The 17540-nt window shown below is 57.1% G+C and carries 14 protein-coding genes and 1 tRNA gene; 3 read left to right on the top strand and 12 right to left on the bottom strand.

Translation table 11 applies throughout. The features are described 5' to 3' along the window. Positions 1–4: 4 nt before the first annotated feature. The 8 genes from FY156_08400 to FY156_08365 all read right to left on the bottom strand — a co-directional run bounded on the left by FY156_08400 (position 5) and on the right by FY156_08365 (position 8204). A complete protein-coding gene (locus tag FY156_08400) occupies positions 5–1282 on the bottom strand; it encodes a type III PLP-dependent enzyme (protein UXS01494.1) in 1278 nt (425 codons plus the stop codon). An 8-nt stretch (positions 1283–1290) separates the two neighbouring features. Next, the gene (locus tag FY156_08395; protein ID UXS01493.1) at positions 1291–2811 is read right to left on the bottom strand and encodes an AMP-binding protein; all 1521 of its coding nucleotides are present in this window, start codon (positions 2809–2811) and stop codon (positions 1291–1293) included. Further along, positions 2808–3068, bottom strand: a complete 261-nt coding sequence (locus FY156_08390) for an acyl carrier protein (protein UXS01492.1) — start codon at positions 3066–3068, stop codon at positions 2808–2810. Before FY156_08390 ends, FY156_08395 begins: the two co-directional genes overlap by 4 nt. 154 nt (positions 3069–3222) lie before the next feature. Continuing rightward, a complete protein-coding gene (locus FY156_08385) occupies positions 3223–3963 on the bottom strand; it encodes a hypothetical protein (GenBank protein ID UXS03083.1) in 741 nt (246 codons plus the stop codon). 299 nt (positions 3964–4262) lie between these two features. Next, positions 4263–5390: an S-(hydroxymethyl)glutathione dehydrogenase/class III alcohol dehydrogenase gene (locus FY156_08380; protein UXS01491.1), complete on the bottom strand. Its 1128-nt coding sequence runs from the start codon at positions 5388–5390 to the stop codon at positions 4263–4265. A gap of 163 nt (positions 5391–5553) precedes the next feature. Continuing rightward, positions 5554–6999: a methylenetetrahydrofolate--tRNA-(uracil(54)-C(5))-methyltransferase (FADH(2)-oxidizing) TrmFO gene (locus tag FY156_08375; GenBank protein UXS01490.1), complete on the bottom strand. Its 1446-nt coding sequence runs from the start codon at positions 6997–6999 to the stop codon at positions 5554–5556. 428 nt (positions 7000–7427) lie between these two features. After that, positions 7428–7571: a DUF1127 domain-containing protein gene (locus tag FY156_08370; protein ID UXS01489.1), complete on the bottom strand. Its 144-nt coding sequence runs from the start codon at positions 7569–7571 to the stop codon at positions 7428–7430. 486 nt (positions 7572–8057) lie between these two features. Next, positions 8058–8204 (bottom strand): DUF1127 domain-containing protein, encoded by a 147-nt coding sequence (locus tag FY156_08365; protein ID UXS01488.1) that lies wholly within the window; start codon positions 8202–8204, stop codon positions 8058–8060. A 573-nt stretch (positions 8205–8777) separates the two neighbouring features. On the opposite strand from FY156_08365, the gene FY156_08360 reads away from it, so the two are divergent. Together FY156_08360 and FY156_08355 are read left to right on the top strand one after the other, a co-directional pair. Beyond that, positions 8778–8860 (top strand) — tRNA-Leu (locus tag FY156_08360). A 343-nt stretch (positions 8861–9203) separates the two neighbouring features. Further along, a complete protein-coding gene (locus FY156_08355; GenBank protein UXS01487.1) occupies positions 9204–10682 on the top strand; it encodes a trigger factor in 1479 nt (492 codons plus the stop codon). Between the two features lie 151 nt (positions 10683–10833). Here the strand turns inward: FY156_08355 and FY156_08350 are convergent, their stop codons facing one another. Further along, entirely contained in the window at positions 10834–12012 is a 1179-nt protein-coding gene (locus FY156_08350; GenBank protein ID UXS01486.1) for a PD-(D/E)XK nuclease family protein, read from the bottom strand. 418 nt (positions 12013–12430) lie between these two features. Here FY156_08350 and FY156_08345 point away from each other — a divergent pair, with 418 nt between their 5' ends. Further along, on the top strand, positions 12431–13090 hold the full coding sequence (locus FY156_08345) for a hypothetical protein (GenBank protein ID UXS01485.1): 660 nt from the start codon (positions 12431–12433) through the stop codon (positions 13088–13090). Positions 13091–13172: 82 nt separating this feature from the next. Here FY156_08345 and sthA read toward each other — a convergent pair whose 3' ends face one another. The 3 genes from sthA to FY156_08330 form a co-directional block, all read right to left on the bottom strand. Further along, complete coding sequence (gene sthA / locus FY156_08340) at positions 13173–14573, bottom strand: Si-specific NAD(P)(+) transhydrogenase (protein ID UXS01484.1); 1401 nt, start codon at positions 14571–14573, stop codon at positions 13173–13175. A 257-nt stretch (positions 14574–14830) separates the two neighbouring features. Further along, positions 14831–15364: a DUF1003 domain-containing protein gene (locus tag FY156_08335; protein UXS01483.1), complete on the bottom strand. Its 534-nt coding sequence runs from the start codon at positions 15362–15364 to the stop codon at positions 14831–14833. Between the two features lie 106 nt (positions 15365–15470). After that, positions 15471–17492: an LTA synthase family protein gene (locus FY156_08330; GenBank protein UXS01482.1), complete on the bottom strand. Its 2022-nt coding sequence runs from the start codon at positions 17490–17492 to the stop codon at positions 15471–15473. Positions 17493–17540: the final 48 nt, after the last annotated feature.

Raw genomic sequence — 17540 nt, 5'->3', positions numbered from 1 at the left:
TCGACTAACGCTCGATCACGTCAAACGCGCCATTGTCTACCAGAACTTCCGTCGCATGGGGGTGGCTGAGGAAGCCAGCAGGGCTTGCGCTGGCGCCATAGGCGCCCGATTGCAGGAAAGCGACAAGGTCGCCAGCCTTCAGTTTTGGCAGGGCGGCGTTGCGGGCGAGGGTGTCGAGCGGGGTGCAGAGCGGGCCGACGACAGTTGCGGTTTTATCGCATGTCTCGCGCATCCTGGCTGGAGCCACGATCGGATAATTGCGCTTGACGATCTGGCCGAGATTGCCCGATGCCGCCAAATGGTGATGCATGCCACCATCGGTGACAAGGAATGTCGTACCGCGCGAGACTTTCACCGAATTGACTTCGCAGACATAAATGCCTGCCGGTCCAACCAGATAACGGCCGGGTTCGACAATCACCCGCGTCGCCGCAAGGTTCGGATCGCCGGCAAGCATGGCTTTGAGATCGGCAATCGCAGACGCGACGACGCTGAGGTCAAGCGGCGTTTCACCGGTGAAATAGGGGATGCCCAGTCCGCCGCCGAGATCAATTGTTTCAAGCGGTTTTCCGAGCATGGCCGCCACGCGGCCGCCGAGCGTGACAGCATGTCTCCATTGGGAGACAAGTGCGTCCGCATCGAGAATCTGCGTGCCGCCATAAACGTGGATGCCGACGAGATCGACATTCGGCGCTGTGTTGAAGAGCGGCAGAATGGTTTCGAGTTCTTCCTCATCGAAACCGAAAGCGGTCGCCTTGCCGCCCATACGCATGGCACCGGCCTGCGCATCCGGCACCGGGTTGATGCGGATCGAAACCTTGATCGGCTTGCCGATGGCCTTGAGGCGGGCGATTTCTTCAGCGCTCTCGACGTGTATCTCGCCGATGCCGCCATCGATCACGGCACGCAACTCGCTTTCACGTTTGCCGGGACCGGCAAAGATGATGTGTTGAGGCGGGACGCCAGCCTTCAGTGCAGCGTGGTACTCGCCGATCGACGCGATCTCGGCACCAGCACCCTGACCATGAAATAGCGCGATGACGGCTGGCAGAGGGTTGGCTTTGACCGAATAATAGATGTCGGCAAACCCGTTCAGCGCCGCCTGCAGATCAGCATAGGTCCTGCGCATGACAGCGGCGTCGTAGATGAAGGCGGGTGTTCCGGTCCTGGCAACGATGTCGCCAATCGGCACGCCACCGGCAAAGAGATCGTTTCCCTTCACCTCGAACCAAGCGGCAGCAAGGTCCGGGCCGTGGTTTGCAGTCTTGTCCGTGGGCGCCATCGTACCGTCTATTTGTCTGTCCGTTCGCGCACCAAGGCGCGATAATCGACCTTGCCGTTTGCTGTCACCGGAAGCTGATCGACCAGTTCAATGGCGCGCGGGATCATGAAGGGGGCGAGCATTTCCGCAGCTTTTCTGAGTGCCGCGGAAACATCGATGTTCTGGTTGGCTGCTGTTGCCACAGCATGCACCTTTTCCCCCGCGAAGGGGTCTGGCAGGCCAATCACCGCGACCTGATGAAACAGACCTGTCGACATCAGGCTTTCTTCCACCTCGGTCGGGCTGATGCGATAACCGGATGATTTTATCATCGCGTCATTGCGGGCAACGAAACTGAAAAAGCCATCTTCGTCTTCAATGGCCAGATCGCCGGAGTAACACACCGTTTCGCCACCCTGGGTGGCGGGAATGAAGGGGTGAGGGCGCAGCACCTTGGCGGTGTCTTCCGGCCGGTTCCAGTATCCCATGGATACCGTCGGGCCGCGATGGACGAGGATGCCGGGTTCACCGGGTTTTGCACGTTGTCCTTCTGCGGTGACAATAAAGATTTCGCATTCGGGGATGGCCTTGCCGATGGAGGTCGGGCGGATGTCGATTTCTTCCGGTGGCAGGTAAGTGGACCGGAATGCTTCGGTCAGGCCGTACATCAGGAAGATTTTCGTGTCGGGCAGCTTGTCCCGCAGCGCCTTGACGGTTTCGGAGGGAACACGCCCGCCGGAATTGGTGACGTAACGCAGATGCGGCAGCGGCGTTTTGGCAAGAAGCGGTGCGGCACGCGTCAGGATCGCCCACACGGTCGGCACGCCTGCAAGTGCAGTAATCTCGTTGTCACGCAATGCCTTGACGATATCGTCGCCCAGTCTGAACGTCGAGATCACCGTGACCGCGCCCTGTTCCACCGCGGTAAGCAGCTGGTTCAGGCCATAGTCGAAACTGAAAGGCAGGATCGAAAGGATACGATCTATTTCGGTGATTTCCAGATAGGTGCGTACGATGCGCGCACCAGCCAGAAGGTTCCGGTGCGAAAGCATGACGCCCTTGGGCGAACCGGTTGAGCCCGATGTATAGAGGATTGCGGCAAGGTCCTCGCCAATTGCGGCAGAGGGTTTTGTGCCGAGATCTTGACGGGCGTCGATCTCTTCAGCCAGAAGAACCGTGACATCCGAAAGCCCTGTCAGGGCGGCGTCCAGTTCCGCACGCATCTCGGTGCTGCCAATAACGAGTTTTGCGCCGCAATCCTGCACGATATGGCGGATTTGCGGAGCCTTCAGTAACGCATTGACCGGGACGAACACGCCGGAGGCGGCGCTGATACCGAAGATCGACCAGCATTCCTCAAGGCCGCGTGGCAAGAAGACGACCACACGGTCGCCGCGTTGCAAACCTTTCTCCCGCAGCGCTGTCGCACAGCGCGCTGTTGCCAGGGCAAATTCGCGGTACGTCAGCGATTTTCCATTGTGGGCAAGCGCCTGGCGGTCATTGTCCGCTTGCGCGTCCAGCAGATGATGCAGGAGGTAGGATGGTTTCATCTCTTTTCCCGCACGACAAAAGCGATGAGTTCTGCGGGCGTGCCGAGGTTGTCAGGGGTGAAGTGTTCATCCTCAAGCAGGATGCCAAACGTCTCGCCCAGAAACACCATGAGTTCCAGGAAACCGAGGGAATCGATCACACCACCTTCGAGAAGCGGGGTATCGGCGCTGAAGGGCGCAGATGCGGGAAAACGTTGTGCGAGATAGTCGTAAATCGTGTCCGCAACATCGCGCTCGTTCAATTTCGCTGCAAGCATATCAAGTCTCCGATTTCCCGTCGTTACCTCATGTAAGTCGGGATTCACTCTTGTCTGCGCAACACCGGCAGGCGATTTAAATGGTCTGTCTCAATTTCGAGACCGCAACGATCTTTGCCTCTTATCGAGATAAAAGCCACGTCGCGACTACGTCCTAGAGTGGTAATAACACCAATTCTGAATATGTTTCGTTAACAAGGCGAGCATTCCACTCGCCTTTTACTTGTGTCTTCGCAGTCTTGTGCAAAGCAAAGCCGCCACTGTTCTTGTCCTCTTGCGGGCATGGCATGGTCATGGCAAGCCGCCCATGTTTCAGAAGGAAACGGGCAATGGTGCCAAGGTTCTTCTGGGCCAGATGTCGGTCGTCGCAATAGATCAGTCGAGCGGAGGGCAATCGCTTGGTGGCTGTCTTCAAAAAGACCAGTGGGTGGTAGCTGGTGTCAACGCGAAGGGCAGCCAGAATGCAGCCAAGGCGGCGGTGATCTTCCAGCATCTGCGTGATATCGCGGGAAAAGGTATCCTGCGGTACCGTCCTCATGTCAACGATCGCAGCCTCTGATGGGCGAAGGGCCTTGAGGGGGAGCGGATAAAACAGCGTGACTTCCGTGGCCGTTGTAAACCCCAGCCTCTCGTTTAGCGTAGCGGCCTCGGGCGAGGGTGTCAGATCGGTGTAGGTTTCATCCGGCGATGCGGATGCCAGTTGCAGCATACGTGGAGCAAACCAGCGGCAGGATGGATCGAGATACCAGCTCGAGAGATTGACGACCGGCCGGTCGCTGCCGGGCAGGCGGCTTTTGAGTGTCAGGAGAACGCCGACTGCCTCTTCCTTCTTCATCAGAAGCTGGCCGATACTGCCGAGATTGCGGCGCTCGTGATGGGCGCTGACGCGGGTCAGGCCTTCGCGCCAGAAGGAGGCCGTTTTTTCCGGAAAACCTTTGACCAGCAGCGCGTGGGCTGCGTCGATGTTATCCTTGTCGATGGGAACGGTCTTCAGCGTCTGTTCTCCGGGGTTTCGTCTCGCCGGGCCGAAAGCAGTTTCAACCGTGCCGCGTATTCAACGCTTTATGACGATAATTTTACCGGGCCGTTAAATGCCGAGGTTGAGCGGCGAGTTGTGCGATCACATTTTTATGATCGGTTGGACAGGAGGCGCGAAAGATGCGCCGCCTGCCAGTTCGGGTCGGATTGTGACGATCAGTAGACGACGACGCCGCGGATCGATTCACCCTTGTGCATCAGTTCGAAGCCCTTGTTGATGTCTTCGAGCGGCATGGTGTGGGTAATCATCGGATCGATCTGGATCTTGCCTTCCATGTACCAGTCGACGATCTTCGGAACGTCGGTACGGCCACGCGCGCCACCGAAGGCCGTGCCCATCCAGTTACGCCCGGTCACGAGCTGGAACGGACGGGTGGAGATTTCCTGGCCAGCGCCTGCAACGCCGATGATGACAGACTTGCCCCAGCCACGGTGCGAGGCTTCCAGCGCCTGACGCATGACCTTGGTGTTACCCGTGCAATCGAAGGTGTAATCCGCGCCGCCGATCAGGTCGCCGTTACGCTTGGTCATGTTGACCAGGTAGGGCACGATGTCGTCGCCGACTTCCTTGGGGTTGACGAAGTGCGTCATGCCGAACTTTTCGCCCCAGGCCTTGCGCTCGGGGTTGATGTCGACGCCGATGATCATGTCGGCACCGGCAAGACGCAGGCCCTGCAGCACGTTGAGGCCAATGCCGCCGAGACCGAAGACGATGGCCGTCGAGCCGATTTCCACCTTTGCGGTGTTGATGACGGCGCCGATACCCGTGGTGACACCGCAGCCGATGTAGCAAACCTTGTCGAACGGAGCGTCGGGGTTGATCTTGGCAAGGGCGATCTCCGGCAGAACCGTGAAGTTCGAGAAGGTCGAGCAACCCATGTAGTGATGGATCTTGTCCTTGCCGATCGAGAAGCGGCTGGTGCCGTCAGGCATCACGCCCTGGCCCTGCGTCGAACGGATGGAGGTGCAGAGGTTGGTCTTGCGCGAGGTGCAGGAATAGCACTCGCGGCATTCCGGCGTGTAGAGCGGGATAACGTGGTCGCCCTTCTTGACCGAGGTGACGCCTGGGCCAACATCGACGACGATACCGGCACCCTCATGGCCGAGAATGGCCGGGAACAGGCCTTCCGGGTCAGCGCCCGACAGCGTGAAGTCGTCGGTGTGGCAGATGCCCGTGGCCTTGACCTCGATCAGCACTTCGCCCGCACGCGGTCCTTCGAGCTGAACGGTCATGACTTCCAGTGGTTTGCCTGCCTGAATGGCAACAGCGGCGCGAACATCCATCGGTGATCTCCTTGGGATTGCCTATGTGATTTGAAACGTTTTTTGCCTGAGCCTGCCGGGAGCGACAAGGGCCAGAGGTGTAAAAATACCGTTTGTGGAATCAAAACGGGGTGCGTGGGAAACGCACCCCGCCTGTTTTTAAAGGATTGTGCCGTCGTGAAACTTACGACGCTGCGACGTTTTCCTGTTCGTCGGCGGCAGTTTCAACGCCCAGCCATCCGGCGCAATCCTTGAGGGCGCGTGCGGCAATAAGCTGGCGCTTCATGATGGTCTTGTCCTTGCCACGGAAGCGCTTGACGCCTTCCGGTTTGACGATGGAGCCCGGTGCGAGTTCCGGAAACAGGCCAAAATTGATGTTCATCGGCTGGAAGGAGCGCTTGCCCGGCTCATCGGTGGAGGACAGGTGTCCGCCGGTGATGTGGTTGAGAAGCGCGCCAAGCGCGCTGGTCGCAGGCGGCGGGCTCAGTTCCTCGCCCTTTTGCTCGGCAGCGGCGAAACGACCGGCCAGGAGGCCGACCGAGGCGCTTTCGACATAACCCTCGCAACCGGTAATCTGGCCGGCAAAACGGATGTCCGGACGCGATTTCAGTCTGAGATACGGATCGAGCAAAATCGGGGAGTCGATATAGGTGTTGCGGTGCAGGCCACCGAGACGCGCAAATTCCGCGTTTTCAAGGCCGGGGATCATGCGGAAAATATCCGCCTGCGCACCGTATTTCAGCTTCGTCTGGAAGCCGACCATATTGTAGAGCGTGCCAAGCGCATTGTCCTGACGAAGCTGTACGACAGCGTAAGCCTTGACGGTGGGGTTGTGGGAGTTCGTCAGCCCCATCGGCTTCATCGGGCCGTGACGCAGGGTTTCGCGGCCGCGCTCGGCCATGATCTCGATTGGCAGGCAGCCATCGAAGTAGGGTGTGCCTTCCCATTCCTTGAAGCCGACCGTATCGCCTTCGACCAGCGCGTCGATGAAGGCATTGTATTGCTCTTCATTCATCGGGCAGTTGATGTAGTCCTTGCCGGTGCCGCCTGGGCCGACCTTGTCGTAGCGCGATTGGTACCAGCAGATGTCCATGTTGATGCTGTCGCGGTGAACGATCGGCGCAATGGCATCGAAAAATGCAAGCGCATCTTCACCGGTTTGCGACTGAATGGCGGCGGCGAGATCGGGCGATGTCAGCGGGCCGGTCGCAATGATGGTGTTGCCCCATTCCTGCGGCGGCAGGCCGTTGACCTCTTCGCGCACGATCGTCACCAGAGGGTGACTTTCCAACATGTCCGTCACGGCCTGCGAAAAACCGTCGCGATCGACGGCCAGCGCGCCACCGGCCGGAACCTGGTGTTTGTCGGCGCAGGCCATGATCAGCGAGCCGGCAAGACGCATTTCGGCGTGAATGACGCCAACGGCATTTGCAGTCGCGTCGTCGGAGCGGAAAGAGTTCGAGCAGACGAGTTCAGCCAGCGTATCGCCCTTGTGCGCGTCCGTGCCGCGCACACCGCGCATCTCGTGCAGAATGACGGGGACGCCGCTCTGTGCGATCTGCCATGCGGCTTCCGAGCCGGCCAGTCCGCCACCAACGACGTGAATGGGGGAATAAGTCTTGTCTTGCATCGTCAACCCATATGCCGCCGGGAAGCATGAGCCTCCATGACGCGGCAGTTTTTTAAAGTGAGTGTTTCGCGCAATCCTCAGGGATGCGTCTTCGTGCCGATGCAGTAGCATGCAAGCGCGTTGCCGCCAAATGTTTTCGCGGCGCGTCTCGGCTGGCGCTTATAGGAGGAAGAGGCGGAAGAAAAAACGGTGAGGGTGCGCGTGACTCCATGCGCGATCTTCATTCGGGCGTTGCGCCTGACACTGGTGCGATCAAGTCTTTGATTGCGGGATACGCCTCGGTATCGAAGAAGCGCATAACGGAAGAAATGACCCGGAACCGCGTCTGTCCCCAGAATCAAAAACGGCGCCAGAGGCGCCGTTTCTTTTACCTGTCGCTCAGTCATCGCGCCCTGGAGGTCGGGCAGCGGGATGACCCTTGACGCTGATTAGCGGAACGAACGGGAAGCAACGTTACGGATGTCGTAACGGGTCAGGCCAATGTCGTTCAGAGCCTGGTTGGAGAGGCTGCCGAGTTCGTTCATCGTGCGGCGGTAGCTGATCCAGTTTTTTGCAATGCGAATCGGGTTCATCGTTCTTTTCCTCAATCTAAGTTGTGTTGGTGTGTTGTCTGAATTTCGCGGCCGGCTCAGGAGTTGTTCTGCGCTCTCGGCTGTTGAGGCTTATATAGAGGCAATCAGCCATGTTTTGGAGTGCAGATTTTAAGCGACTGCCATGCATTTGTGCAATGTGTCGGCTAATTTTGCGGCTGCAGGGGCCATATGCGCGTTTTTTGAGCGAAAATGCCCGCTTCATAGGCGGTCAGGCACGGGGTAGGGTTCTTGAACCCGCTTTTGCTGCGTTTCAGAGCGAAAAGCGACGGGAATCCCAGGTGCGGAAGCTGTCTGGATGAAGACTTAGGGCGGCTTGAGCTCTGCCGATTGCGCAAGGTGTGGGTGCCGTTTGCATCATGCGCGTGCAGGTGATGCGCCAAAAAACAGAAAAGGCCGGAGGCGGGAAGCCTCTGGCCTTTTTGGGAGGTCAATTCTGCGCGTCGCCAGTTATGGCGACACTTTATATTACATGCCGACTGCGGTGCGAGCGACGCGACGGATGTCCTGGCGGCCAATGCCGAGGTCGTTCAGTTCGCGGTCGGTCATGCGGCCGAGTTCGGTTACGGTCTGACGGTACTTGCGCCAGTTGGTGAGCGAGCGTGCAATGTTCATGGTCATCTTCCTTTTCGTGGTGTCCAGTCCGCGGCCCGTCTTGGGAGGATGTGGCCTGCGCTGAACTTCGATCTCTTGTATGGCCGTAGATATAATCGTTTTAATCGAAACAAAAACAGACAAAGCAAGATGCCACCTATGCACCATTTGCAAGGCAGTGGGCGTATTCGGCCGTTTCAGGCATTTCCGTGCTCAATTTGTGACCAAAATTGAGGCTTTCAGCCGATCGTGGTGGTTTGGGCCGGCTGCTAGCCAATCACCTGACGGTCCCGTCGCGGGAGAGGGTTAAAAATCGGTATGTTTTTCGGAAGGGGGCGGGTCCGAGGCGACATGATTCCCGCGATGCCACTGACGTGTTGCGAGCGTCATGCACCATTTCCCTGGTTTAAGCGCGCTCCTTATATATAGTGTTGCGAACTTCGCGTAGTTGGCCTTTTGGGGTGATAGCCATCATTTGCGGGCTTTTGGACGTTAAGTCGGCTCGTCCGGGCGGGAAAATTCGTTGGAAACGGATGAGGCCGGAAACCCGCGCTTGACCCTTCCTGAACATTGTGACATACCGCCGCCCAACGTGCGGGTATGGCGGAATTGGTAGACGCATTGGTTTTAGGTACCAACGCTTCGGCGTGGGAGTTCGAGTCTCTCTACCCGCACCACAAGCAAAGCTTGGCGGTGCCACGCTTGCGCCAGAGTATGCCGGTATAGGCATGGGTCGGCGAGATGCAGGCTGGAACGGCGTGATGTCTTTCAGGACATCCGGTTTCGGTCGAGCAGGGCGGGGCGTCAGGTCCGGTCCGGCGCATTTTGCTGCGCGGGAGGTCTGACGGTTCGCGAGATGCCGCTCATTATTTCCCGAACCCAAGCACATATCAGGTGTCCGGCGCTGTTTGTGCAATGAGAATTGAAGTCACGGCCGGTATCCATGTTTCCGGCGCAGTGCTCGAAAGTAAACCAACGGCTGTCTGAGCACCGCCGCCATGATTGTGAAGGTTTGAGAAAATGCAGGTTATCGAAACGCTCTCTGAAGGGCTGAAGCGCGAACTCAAGGTCGTTATCCCGGCTGCCGACATGAAGGCTCGTCTGGATGAGCGCCTGGTTGACGCCAAGGACAAGGTTCGCATCAACGGTTTCCGTCCGGGCAAGGTACCGGTTGGCCACCTGAAGAAGATGTACGGCAAGTCGATCATGGTCGAGCTCGTCAACGAACTGGTTCGCGAGAAGCCGACTGAAATTCTCTCCAGCCGTGGTGAAAAGTCTGCAACGCAGCCGGCAATCGCCATGACCGAAGACGAAAAAGAAGCCGACAAGATCATTGCAGGCGAAGCCGATTTCGAATTCACGCTGGCTTACGAAATCATTCCTGCGATTGAACTGAAGGCCAACGACGGCATCAAGGTTACCCGCGAAGTTGTTGAAGTCTCCGAAGAAGAAATCAACGAGCAGATCCTCAAGATCGCTGAAAGCGCACGTACCTACGAAACCAAGAAGGGCAAGGCCGCTGAAGGCGACCGCGTCACCATGAACTACCTCGGCAAGGTCGACGGCGTTGCTTTTGACGGTGGCGCTGCTGAAGACGCAGAACTGGTTCTCGGTTCGGGCCGTTTCATTCCTGGCTTCGAAGACCAGCTCGTTGGCGTCAAGGCTGGCGACGAAAAGACCATCACCGTAACGTTCCCGGCTGATTACCCGGCTGCAAACCTTGCTGGCAAGGAAGCTGCCTTCGACATCACCGTCAAGGAAGTTGCTGCTGCTGGCGCCGTTGAAATCAACGACGAACTTGCTTCCAAGCTTGGCCTCGAGTCTGCTGAAAAGCTCAAGGAAATCGTAAAGGGTCAGATCGAAAGCCAGTACGGCAACGTCACCCGCCAGAAGGTCAAGCGTCAGATCCTCGACCAGCTCGACGAAATGTACAAGTTCGACACGCCGGCTGGTCTCGTAGACGCCGAGTTCGACAACATCTGGCGCCAGATCAACACCGATCTCGCACAGTCCGGCAAGACTTTTGCTGACGAAGACACCACCGAAGAAGAAGCTCGCGAAGAATACCGCAAGCTGGCTGAACGCCGCGTTCGCCTCGGCCTCGTTCTCTCCGAAATCGGCGAAAAGGCCGGCGTCGAAGTGACCGAAGAAGAAATGCAGCGCGCCCTGTTCCAGCAGCTTCAGCAGTTCCCTGGCCAGCAGAAGGAAATCCTCGATTTCTTCCGCAACACGCCTGGCGCTTCCGCTTCGCTGCGCGCTCCGATCTTCGAAGAAAAGGTCATCGACAAGCTGCTCGGCGAAATCTCGGTAACGGACAAGACCGTTTCCAAGGAAGAGCTGCTGGCTGACGACGCTGAAGAAGCGACCGAAACCAAGAAGAAGGCTCCGGCCAAGAAAAAGGCTGCTGCCAAGGCTGACGACGCTGCTGAAGGCGAAGAAGCCGCTCCGAAGAAGAAGGCTCCGGCCAAGAAGAAGGCCGCTGAAGGCGACGCCGAATAATCTTCTTCAGCACACGCTGAACAAACGAAAGGCCGTGGCGAAAGCTGCGGCCTTTTTGTTTTTGGGTAATGTAGTTGAGGGATCGTGCGGGTTTGCCGATATCAGAAACGTCTGATTTCTTTATTGGGCGTATTTCAGAGTCCTTGCTCCATTATTTAACGAGATGATCAAAACTAATGGCGACATCTGAGTACGCCTTCGCGGTCTTGACAATTTTGTCGCTTGCGGTTCCGTTTGCGATCTTCTGCCACGGCTGAGCTGTGCTACTCCAATCCATTGGCAATCCAATCATGTCAGCCTCGGTTCCCCAACTCCAAAGCGGGTAATCTTGTGAGGGGTCAGCCTCGTTTCTGACTTCCAAACTGATATTTTCCATGATTTTCGCTACGCTAGATTCGCTTGGTTTTTTTGTATTGGGTGACCATTGAAGGCCATAGCTAAATGAACCACAGTTTTGGCGCTCGAATCCCAAGTAAAACCGAAGCCGTAGATTGGGATAGTTAATAAAAATTGCACTTCCGGATGTTGTGCTTAGCTCCCCTTCGGATGACCAGTCAGATGGAAGTTTACTGCGGATTTCAGTATTAAGTTTCGTAATCAGCCTTCGCTTCATGGTGCTTAGAGCATTGCCTACAAGGAACGAGCTTTCAATACTTTCGGCTGAGGCCATCATTTGGTCAATAATATTGTCTGTCTCGGTCAAATCAGAGATTCCTTCAAATTCAGCGCGGATGTAACGGGGTATCTCGTCGATAAAGGCTCTTACTCGAGGAGAGTGGCAGGCGTCGCGACATGCCTTGAAAAAGGGGATCAGGTCGATCCAACTGCTTTCGATAAGTCGTCTATCAGTCAGACGCTCTAATCGATGAGTTTCCTTGATACTGCCTTGTGAAGCCTCACGTCGGTTTCCTGGCAGGTAAACGACATGCCCCCGCTTTCCTGTGTGGGCGAGGTACCGCTCCAGTTGTCGGGGCTGGTCACTTGCAAAAGGTTTGTTCTCGATAACGATCTTGCGACCGTCTTCTAGTAGTAATGAAATGTCTAGCCGACCGACGGCCACGGCCTCTTCTACTCGAACATGTACGGAACTACCTTTATTGTGGGGGATTTTCAGTTCATCGAGAAATTTGAATAGAAATATGCTGCCTTGGCTGTGAGATTCTGATGGAGTGATCATCCACGCAAGGATGCGCGATAGTGTCATTTCATTTGGTCGAAAAAGCCCCAGTAAGTGAAAATTTGGGCTAACCTCAGGTGCGTAGATTGAACGTGCCTGATTGAAGGCTCGGTGAGCTGTACTTAGCTTATTCAAAAATATATCAATGTTCATGTCTGTGTGCTCGATATTAAAACGCTCTTATTGGTTTCACTATTATTTCGATTTTGAAACTGGTTGTTTGGAAAACTTTCGTAAAAAAAGAGTTTTCTACTTATGCCCACGAAGTTTTTTAAAATTCAGATCAGCAATCGGATTCTTATTATTAGCTGGGTAGGCGAGCGCTAAGGACTTCACCTAGTGTGATGAAGATTGCACTGCATATAATTTTTGCTGCATGTGCGCTTGTTCATCTCCCGTTCATCTGGCAGAATGCGAAGCATGATTTCCCGGTTGCTTCGCGCTGCCATCAAGGGAAATGCAAGGCTATCCCAAGGGGGTGGCCCTCATCGCCGACAATCTCGTTGGACTCGACTTTTACCGTGCAAACCGGATCGTACCGGTGCGCCCTTAAATGGCCTGGGAACAAGATATGCCGTCACGGACGCCAATTTTCGTTTTTTGCCTGCCTTTCGCTGCAAGCCTTTTTGCCGCAAGCACAGTTTACGCTGACGATGCCGGCCTGATCTGGAAGCCGGTCAAGAATTCCAGCCGGTCCTATTCGGCGCGGCTTGGGGCAAAGCTGCCGACCGATACGCCCATTCGCGCCGGGCTTGAAATGGGTATGAATGCCTCCAGGAAAGGGCAGGTGACGGATACGCCTGTGCGGTTCTGGGGCAATATGTCGATTGCTTCGACAAACCTGCCGGGGGTGTCACTTGCCCGCGACGTGGCGGTCATGTTCAATGCCCTGACCGGCTCCAGTGCGCTGACGATGACATCGTCGCAAAAGCGTATCGTCACGCCAGAGCTGGATATCGAAGCCAATCGCAATTTCACCGTTCGCTATGATGGCTCCGCGCAGCAGTGGAGCGGTCTCGATGTCTCACAATCCCTGCGACTGACGCGTTCGGAGACCGGCACGGCCTTCGTGCTGACAGGTGCCAGCCGCAACAGTTTCGATGAGTTCTCGACCGGCGTTGCCGTCGAACAGAAGCTTGGCGATCATCTGACCGTCAGCGGCACGCTCAATCAGGGCTTCGAGGACAGTTTCCGTCCCGGCGTGAACGCCCGTTACAGCATCAAGTGGTGAGTGCTTGGACGACGTGATGGGTCTGTCACCCCGGATCACGTCCGGGGTAACGGCTGCAAATAAGGACCGGCGATAGCGCGGCCTATTCCTTCTTTTCACCCATGCGGTTCCAGGCATCCAGGCCGGCAATCTTGTAGGCTTCGGCAAGGGTTGGATAGTTGAAGGTGTTTTCGACGAAATATTCCACCGTGCCTTTGAGGTTCAGCACGGCCTGGCCGATATGCACCAGTTCGGTCGCGCCTTCGCCAACGATGTGGACACCGAGCAGGCGGCGGGTCTTCAACGAAAAGATCATCTTCAGCAAGCCGCTGTCGAGACCCATAATGTGACCGCGTGACGTTTCGCGGAAATGCGCGATGCCGCATTCATAGGGAATGCCGCGCTCGAGAACTTCTTCTTCCGTCAGGCCGCAGGTGGAAATTTCCGGTACGGCGTAGATACCATAGGGGAAGAACTGCGGCGGTTCGCCAGCGGGCGCACCAACCGCGTGGCGGGCAGCGATACGGCCCTGTTCCATAGAGGTCGATGCGAGGCTTGGGAAGCCGATGATATCGCCGGCGGCATAGATGTTCGGAACGGAGGTCTGGAACGTCACGGGATCAACCTTCAGACGGCCACGGCTATCGGCTTCCAGTCCGCAGGCGGCAAGGTTCAGCGTATCGGTCGCGCCGACGCGGCCGGCGGCAAACAGCACGGTCTCGGCTTTGAGAACGCGGCCATTGCCAAGCGATACCAGGCACTTGCCGCTCTCGTCACGCTCGACCTTTTCCGCCTTCTGGCCGAAGATCAACTTCATGTTGCGATCACGAAGCTGGTAGGTGAAGTCCTCGACGATCTCCTTGTCGATGAATTCCAGCATGGTTTCGCGCGGTTCGATCACCGTTACCTGGGTGTCGAGTGCGCTGAAGATGGTTGCATATTCGATGCCGATGACGCCTGCGCCAACCACGATCATCGAGCGCGGCAGTTCCTTGATTTCGAGAATTTCGTCGGAATCGATCACGGCCTCGCCATCGAAGGGAATGTGCGGCGGCCGGTAGGGCCGGGTACCGATCGTCAGCAGGATGGAGGTGCCGGTGACGCTCAGGATTTCGCCGTCGTTCTTCACGACCTTCAGCGTGTTGGCGTCGATGAAGCTTGCCGTGCCGCGAATGTGCTGTACGCGGTTGCGGGCGAACTGGTGTTCGAGAACCTCGACTTCGTGGTCGAGCGTTATCAGCAGGCGGCGGCGCAGGTCTTCGGCATCGATTTCCTGTTTGACGCGGTAGGAGCGGCCGTAGAAGCCGCGCTCGCGCCAGCCCGTCAGGTTCAGCGCGGTTTCGCGCAGCGTCTTGGAGGGGATGGTGCCGGTGTGAACCGAGACACCGCCAACGCGGGTGCCTTTTTCCACGACCAGAACTCTTTTTTCCAGCTTGGCAGCCTGGATGGCGGCGCGTCTTCCCGCCGGACCGCTACCGACAACAATGAGATCGTACTGGTGCATGAAAAACCCCGGAACATTAATGCATTTGCGATGACCGGAACTGGTGTCCGGCCTGGCGTCGCTGCGAAACGGGCATGATGCCCTTTCGACGGAGGGAACTGATTCCCTTGCCTTGCCCGCAAGAGTGCAATGCAACAAACGCCTGCGTCAATCTGTAGCGGAAGATTCTGACGGATTCGTAACCGGAACAGCCAATCTCCGTTTTGCGACGTGGAAAATGAATGCCTGCCGGTATCGCCGGGCAAATTGCCGCCGGTTCAAAGCTTCCGGTCTGTCACCTTGCTATGAAGCTGCGCCAGTTCCTGCCGCAGCAGGGCGAGTTCGGCCAGAACCTTCACGTCGATCTTTTCGTGCAGGGACAGAACCTCAAGCTCGGCCTTGAGATTGACTTCATAGTCCTTGGCGGCCTCGAAGCGGTCACGCGCCGCCTGCCGGTTCTGCGACATCATGATGATCGGCGCCTGGATGGCTGCGAGCATGGAAAGCAGCAGGTTGAGGAAGATGAACGGGTAGGGGTCAAAGGCACCGGTGGTAAGGATGATGGTGTTGATCACCGCCCAGAAGATCAGGAAACAGCAGAAGCCGATGATGAAGCCCCAGGAGCCACCGACCCTGGCAATGCCATCGGCCAGCTTGTCACCAAGGCTGGCGCCGGCGGAAAACTCCGCATTCGTGTCCGTCGAGATCAGCTTCTTCTGGTGCGACAGTTCCAGAATGCGCCGCTCCACCTCGCCAATCTCGCGGGACGAGCGTTTGAAATGCGAAACGATATAGTCGGAGATATCTGACACGGCGGAACCCCGCTTGGCTTTTGTACGTGCTGAGACATAAGCCCGCATGGCGACGGAATTCAAATGATTTCCGTGCCATGCGGGCCGGCGTCCCTCGCCGATGGGGTCAGACTGACGGCTGCTGCTCCGTGTTCAGCCAGTTGAAGCCTGGGAAGAAGCGCTCGCGGCCGTATTGCTTGCCAAACATCATATCGAATTGCAGCATGCGATAATTGCTCACCGACTGGGGAACGTCCTTCGGTGAAATCGACCAGTCGGGCAGGGCGTCGCCTTCCTTCGTCACCAGCATGTGCCTGTCGATGACGGAGAACTTGTCCTGAAGTTCACCGAGTGTATCCGTATAGAACGGGTCGGAGAAGCCTGCCGTCTTGAGAATGTGGTAGGGCAACAGGGACGGGCTGATCGTGCCGATGTTCTTCTGCACGCCCTTTTTCGATGACCAGACGACGAGTGGCGTTTCGTGTTCCTTTTTCATGACGTCGAGCGGCGCGCGGCGGCTTGCCACCATGCCCGGCATATAGCCGCTTTCCATGAAGGTACGGCCAAGCGGCGGCAGATGGTCGCCGAAAAGAACGATGATGGTTTCGCGGTCGCGCTTCTTGGCCCACTTCATCAGCTTGACGAGCGATTCATCGGCTTCGACCACGCCCTGCGTGTAGGTGGTGAGCGCCTGCGATGCCGGTGCGGAGAGATCGCCGCTGACGCCAATGGTATTGGCAGCGTAACGATCGGCCTCGTAAGGGCCATGTCCCTGCAGGGTGACGGCAAAGAGGAACAGCGGGTTCGCGGTCTGGTCCGCGGTCGTCATGATCTCTTCCATCAGCGCGTCGTCAGAGGCAAAGTTGCCGCGCTTTTCCATCGGAGGCAGGGTTTCTTCCGAGCGGAATTCCTCGAAGCCGAAGTTCTTGTAGACTTCCTTGCGGTTCCAGAACCATTCCTGGAACGGGTGCATGGCAATGGCCGAATAACCTTCGCCACGGAAGAAGCTGGCGAGCGAGGGGACTGGGCGACGGATATACTGCTGATAGGGAATGCTGCCATAGGGCAGGAAGGCGTTGGAGAAGCCGGTCAGCGCCTCGAATTCCACATTGGCCGTCATGCCGCCGAACTCCGGCGAAAACACGTTGCCGGATTGCTTGGCACGGATTGCCGGCATCGGATCGGCTGAAAGCTCGACGTTTTTCAGTCGTGTCGGGTCCCACAGCGATTCACTCATCAGCATGATGACATCAGGGTAATCGCTCTTGTTGGCGGCAAAAGCGGAGGAATCAGGCATCAGTTCGGCGATGGTGTTTTCGCTGTAGCCGTCGGGTGCAGAGACATTGGCCATCGGAATATTGAAGGCAAAGGCCATCAGGAAGCCGTTGTGACGGTAATTTTCCTTCTGGTCCCACATCATGGGGATGATGTTGAGGCGGTCACGCATCCAGGAATAATGTGAATACTCCATCAGCGAACCGAGACCGGCCAGCAGGGGCAGGGCCAACGCCAGGCTCAGGACACGCTCGCGCCAGCGCAGCGATGGCGCATGTTTGCGAACGGAGATCCAGGCAAAGACAAGCACTCCGACAACGGCGCAGAGGCCGAGGACGACGAGTGCCGCCACCAGCGGCTGCGCTTTCAGCATGGTCGGCAGGAGTTCAACGATCTGACGGCCGAACAGGAGGTCTGAGGGGTAGAGCGGATCGGAAAGATAGGTCTGTTTCTGTGCCGAAATCAGCGCCACCAGCAGCAGTGTCGGAGCAATGACGATCAGCGACAGATAACGCCGGCCGAAAACGGCATCGAGCGCGATAATCAGCAATGCCAGCGAGGCGATGGTGGTCATGCCGGGGCGAACGGACGAGGTGAGAAACGGGCCAACATCTGTCAGCGTGCCGCGCACGATCCATTCCAGTGCAACAATCAGCAGAATGGAGATCACCACAAGATTGGCGGTCGTGTAGGCAATGGCCGCACCTTTGGAAAGGGCACGGTTGGAAAGGCCGCGAGCCAGGCCAAACGAAAAGACAGACTTCGCCTTTTCGGAAGCCGCTGTTTCAGGCGCCGAATTTCTCAAACTCTTAAACTCCGGTATGCGGTGCGACGTGACGAAGCGGGAGTGAATCGTATGTCGCGAAAGTGTCATGTAACTGTCACATAAGCGGGATGAATGCGACATGAACTTTGTGTTCAC

It is taken from the genome of Agrobacterium tumefaciens (genome assembly GCA_025559845.1).
Taxonomy (GTDB): Bacteria; Pseudomonadota; Alphaproteobacteria; order Rhizobiales; family Rhizobiaceae; genus Agrobacterium.
The sequence above is the reverse complement of the archived record's forward strand: the minus strand, read 5'-3'. Positions and strand labels throughout refer to the sequence as shown.

Coding starts and splice junctions, on each gene's coding strand:
- FY156_08400 (UXS01494.1), bottom strand. CDS start 1,282: ATGGCGCCCACGGACAAGACTGCAAACCACGGCCCGGACCTTGCTGCC.
- FY156_08395 (UXS01493.1), bottom strand. CDS start 2,811: ATGAAACCATCCTACCTCCTGCATCATCTGCTGGACGCGCAAGCGGAC.
- FY156_08390 (UXS01492.1), bottom strand. CDS start 3,068: ATGCTTGCAGCGAAATTGAACGAGCGCGATGTTGCGGACACGATTTAC.
- FY156_08380 (UXS01491.1), bottom strand. CDS start 5,390: ATGGATGTTCGCGCCGCTGTTGCCATTCAGGCAGGCAAACCACTGGAA.
- FY156_08375 (UXS01490.1), bottom strand. CDS start 6,999: ATGCAAGACAAGACTTATTCCCCCATTCACGTCGTTGGTGGCGGACTG.
- FY156_08370 (UXS01489.1), bottom strand. CDS start 7,571: ATGAACCCGATTCGCATTGCAAAAAACTGGATCAGCTACCGCCGCACG.
- FY156_08365 (UXS01488.1), bottom strand. CDS start 8,204: ATGAACATTGCACGCTCGCTCACCAACTGGCGCAAGTACCGTCAGACC.
- FY156_08355 (UXS01487.1), top strand. CDS start 9,204: ATGCAGGTTATCGAAACGCTCTCTGAAGGGCTGAAGCGCGAACTCAAG.
- FY156_08350 (UXS01486.1), bottom strand. CDS start 12,012: ATGAACATTGATATATTTTTGAATAAGCTAAGTACAGCTCACCGAGCC.
- FY156_08345 (UXS01485.1), top strand. CDS start 12,431: ATGCCGTCACGGACGCCAATTTTCGTTTTTTGCCTGCCTTTCGCTGCA.
- sthA (UXS01484.1), bottom strand. CDS start 14,573: ATGCACCAGTACGATCTCATTGTTGTCGGTAGCGGTCCGGCGGGAAGA.
- FY156_08330 (UXS01482.1), bottom strand. CDS start 17,492: ATGACACTTTCGCGACATACGATTCACTCCCGCTTCGTCACGTCGCAC.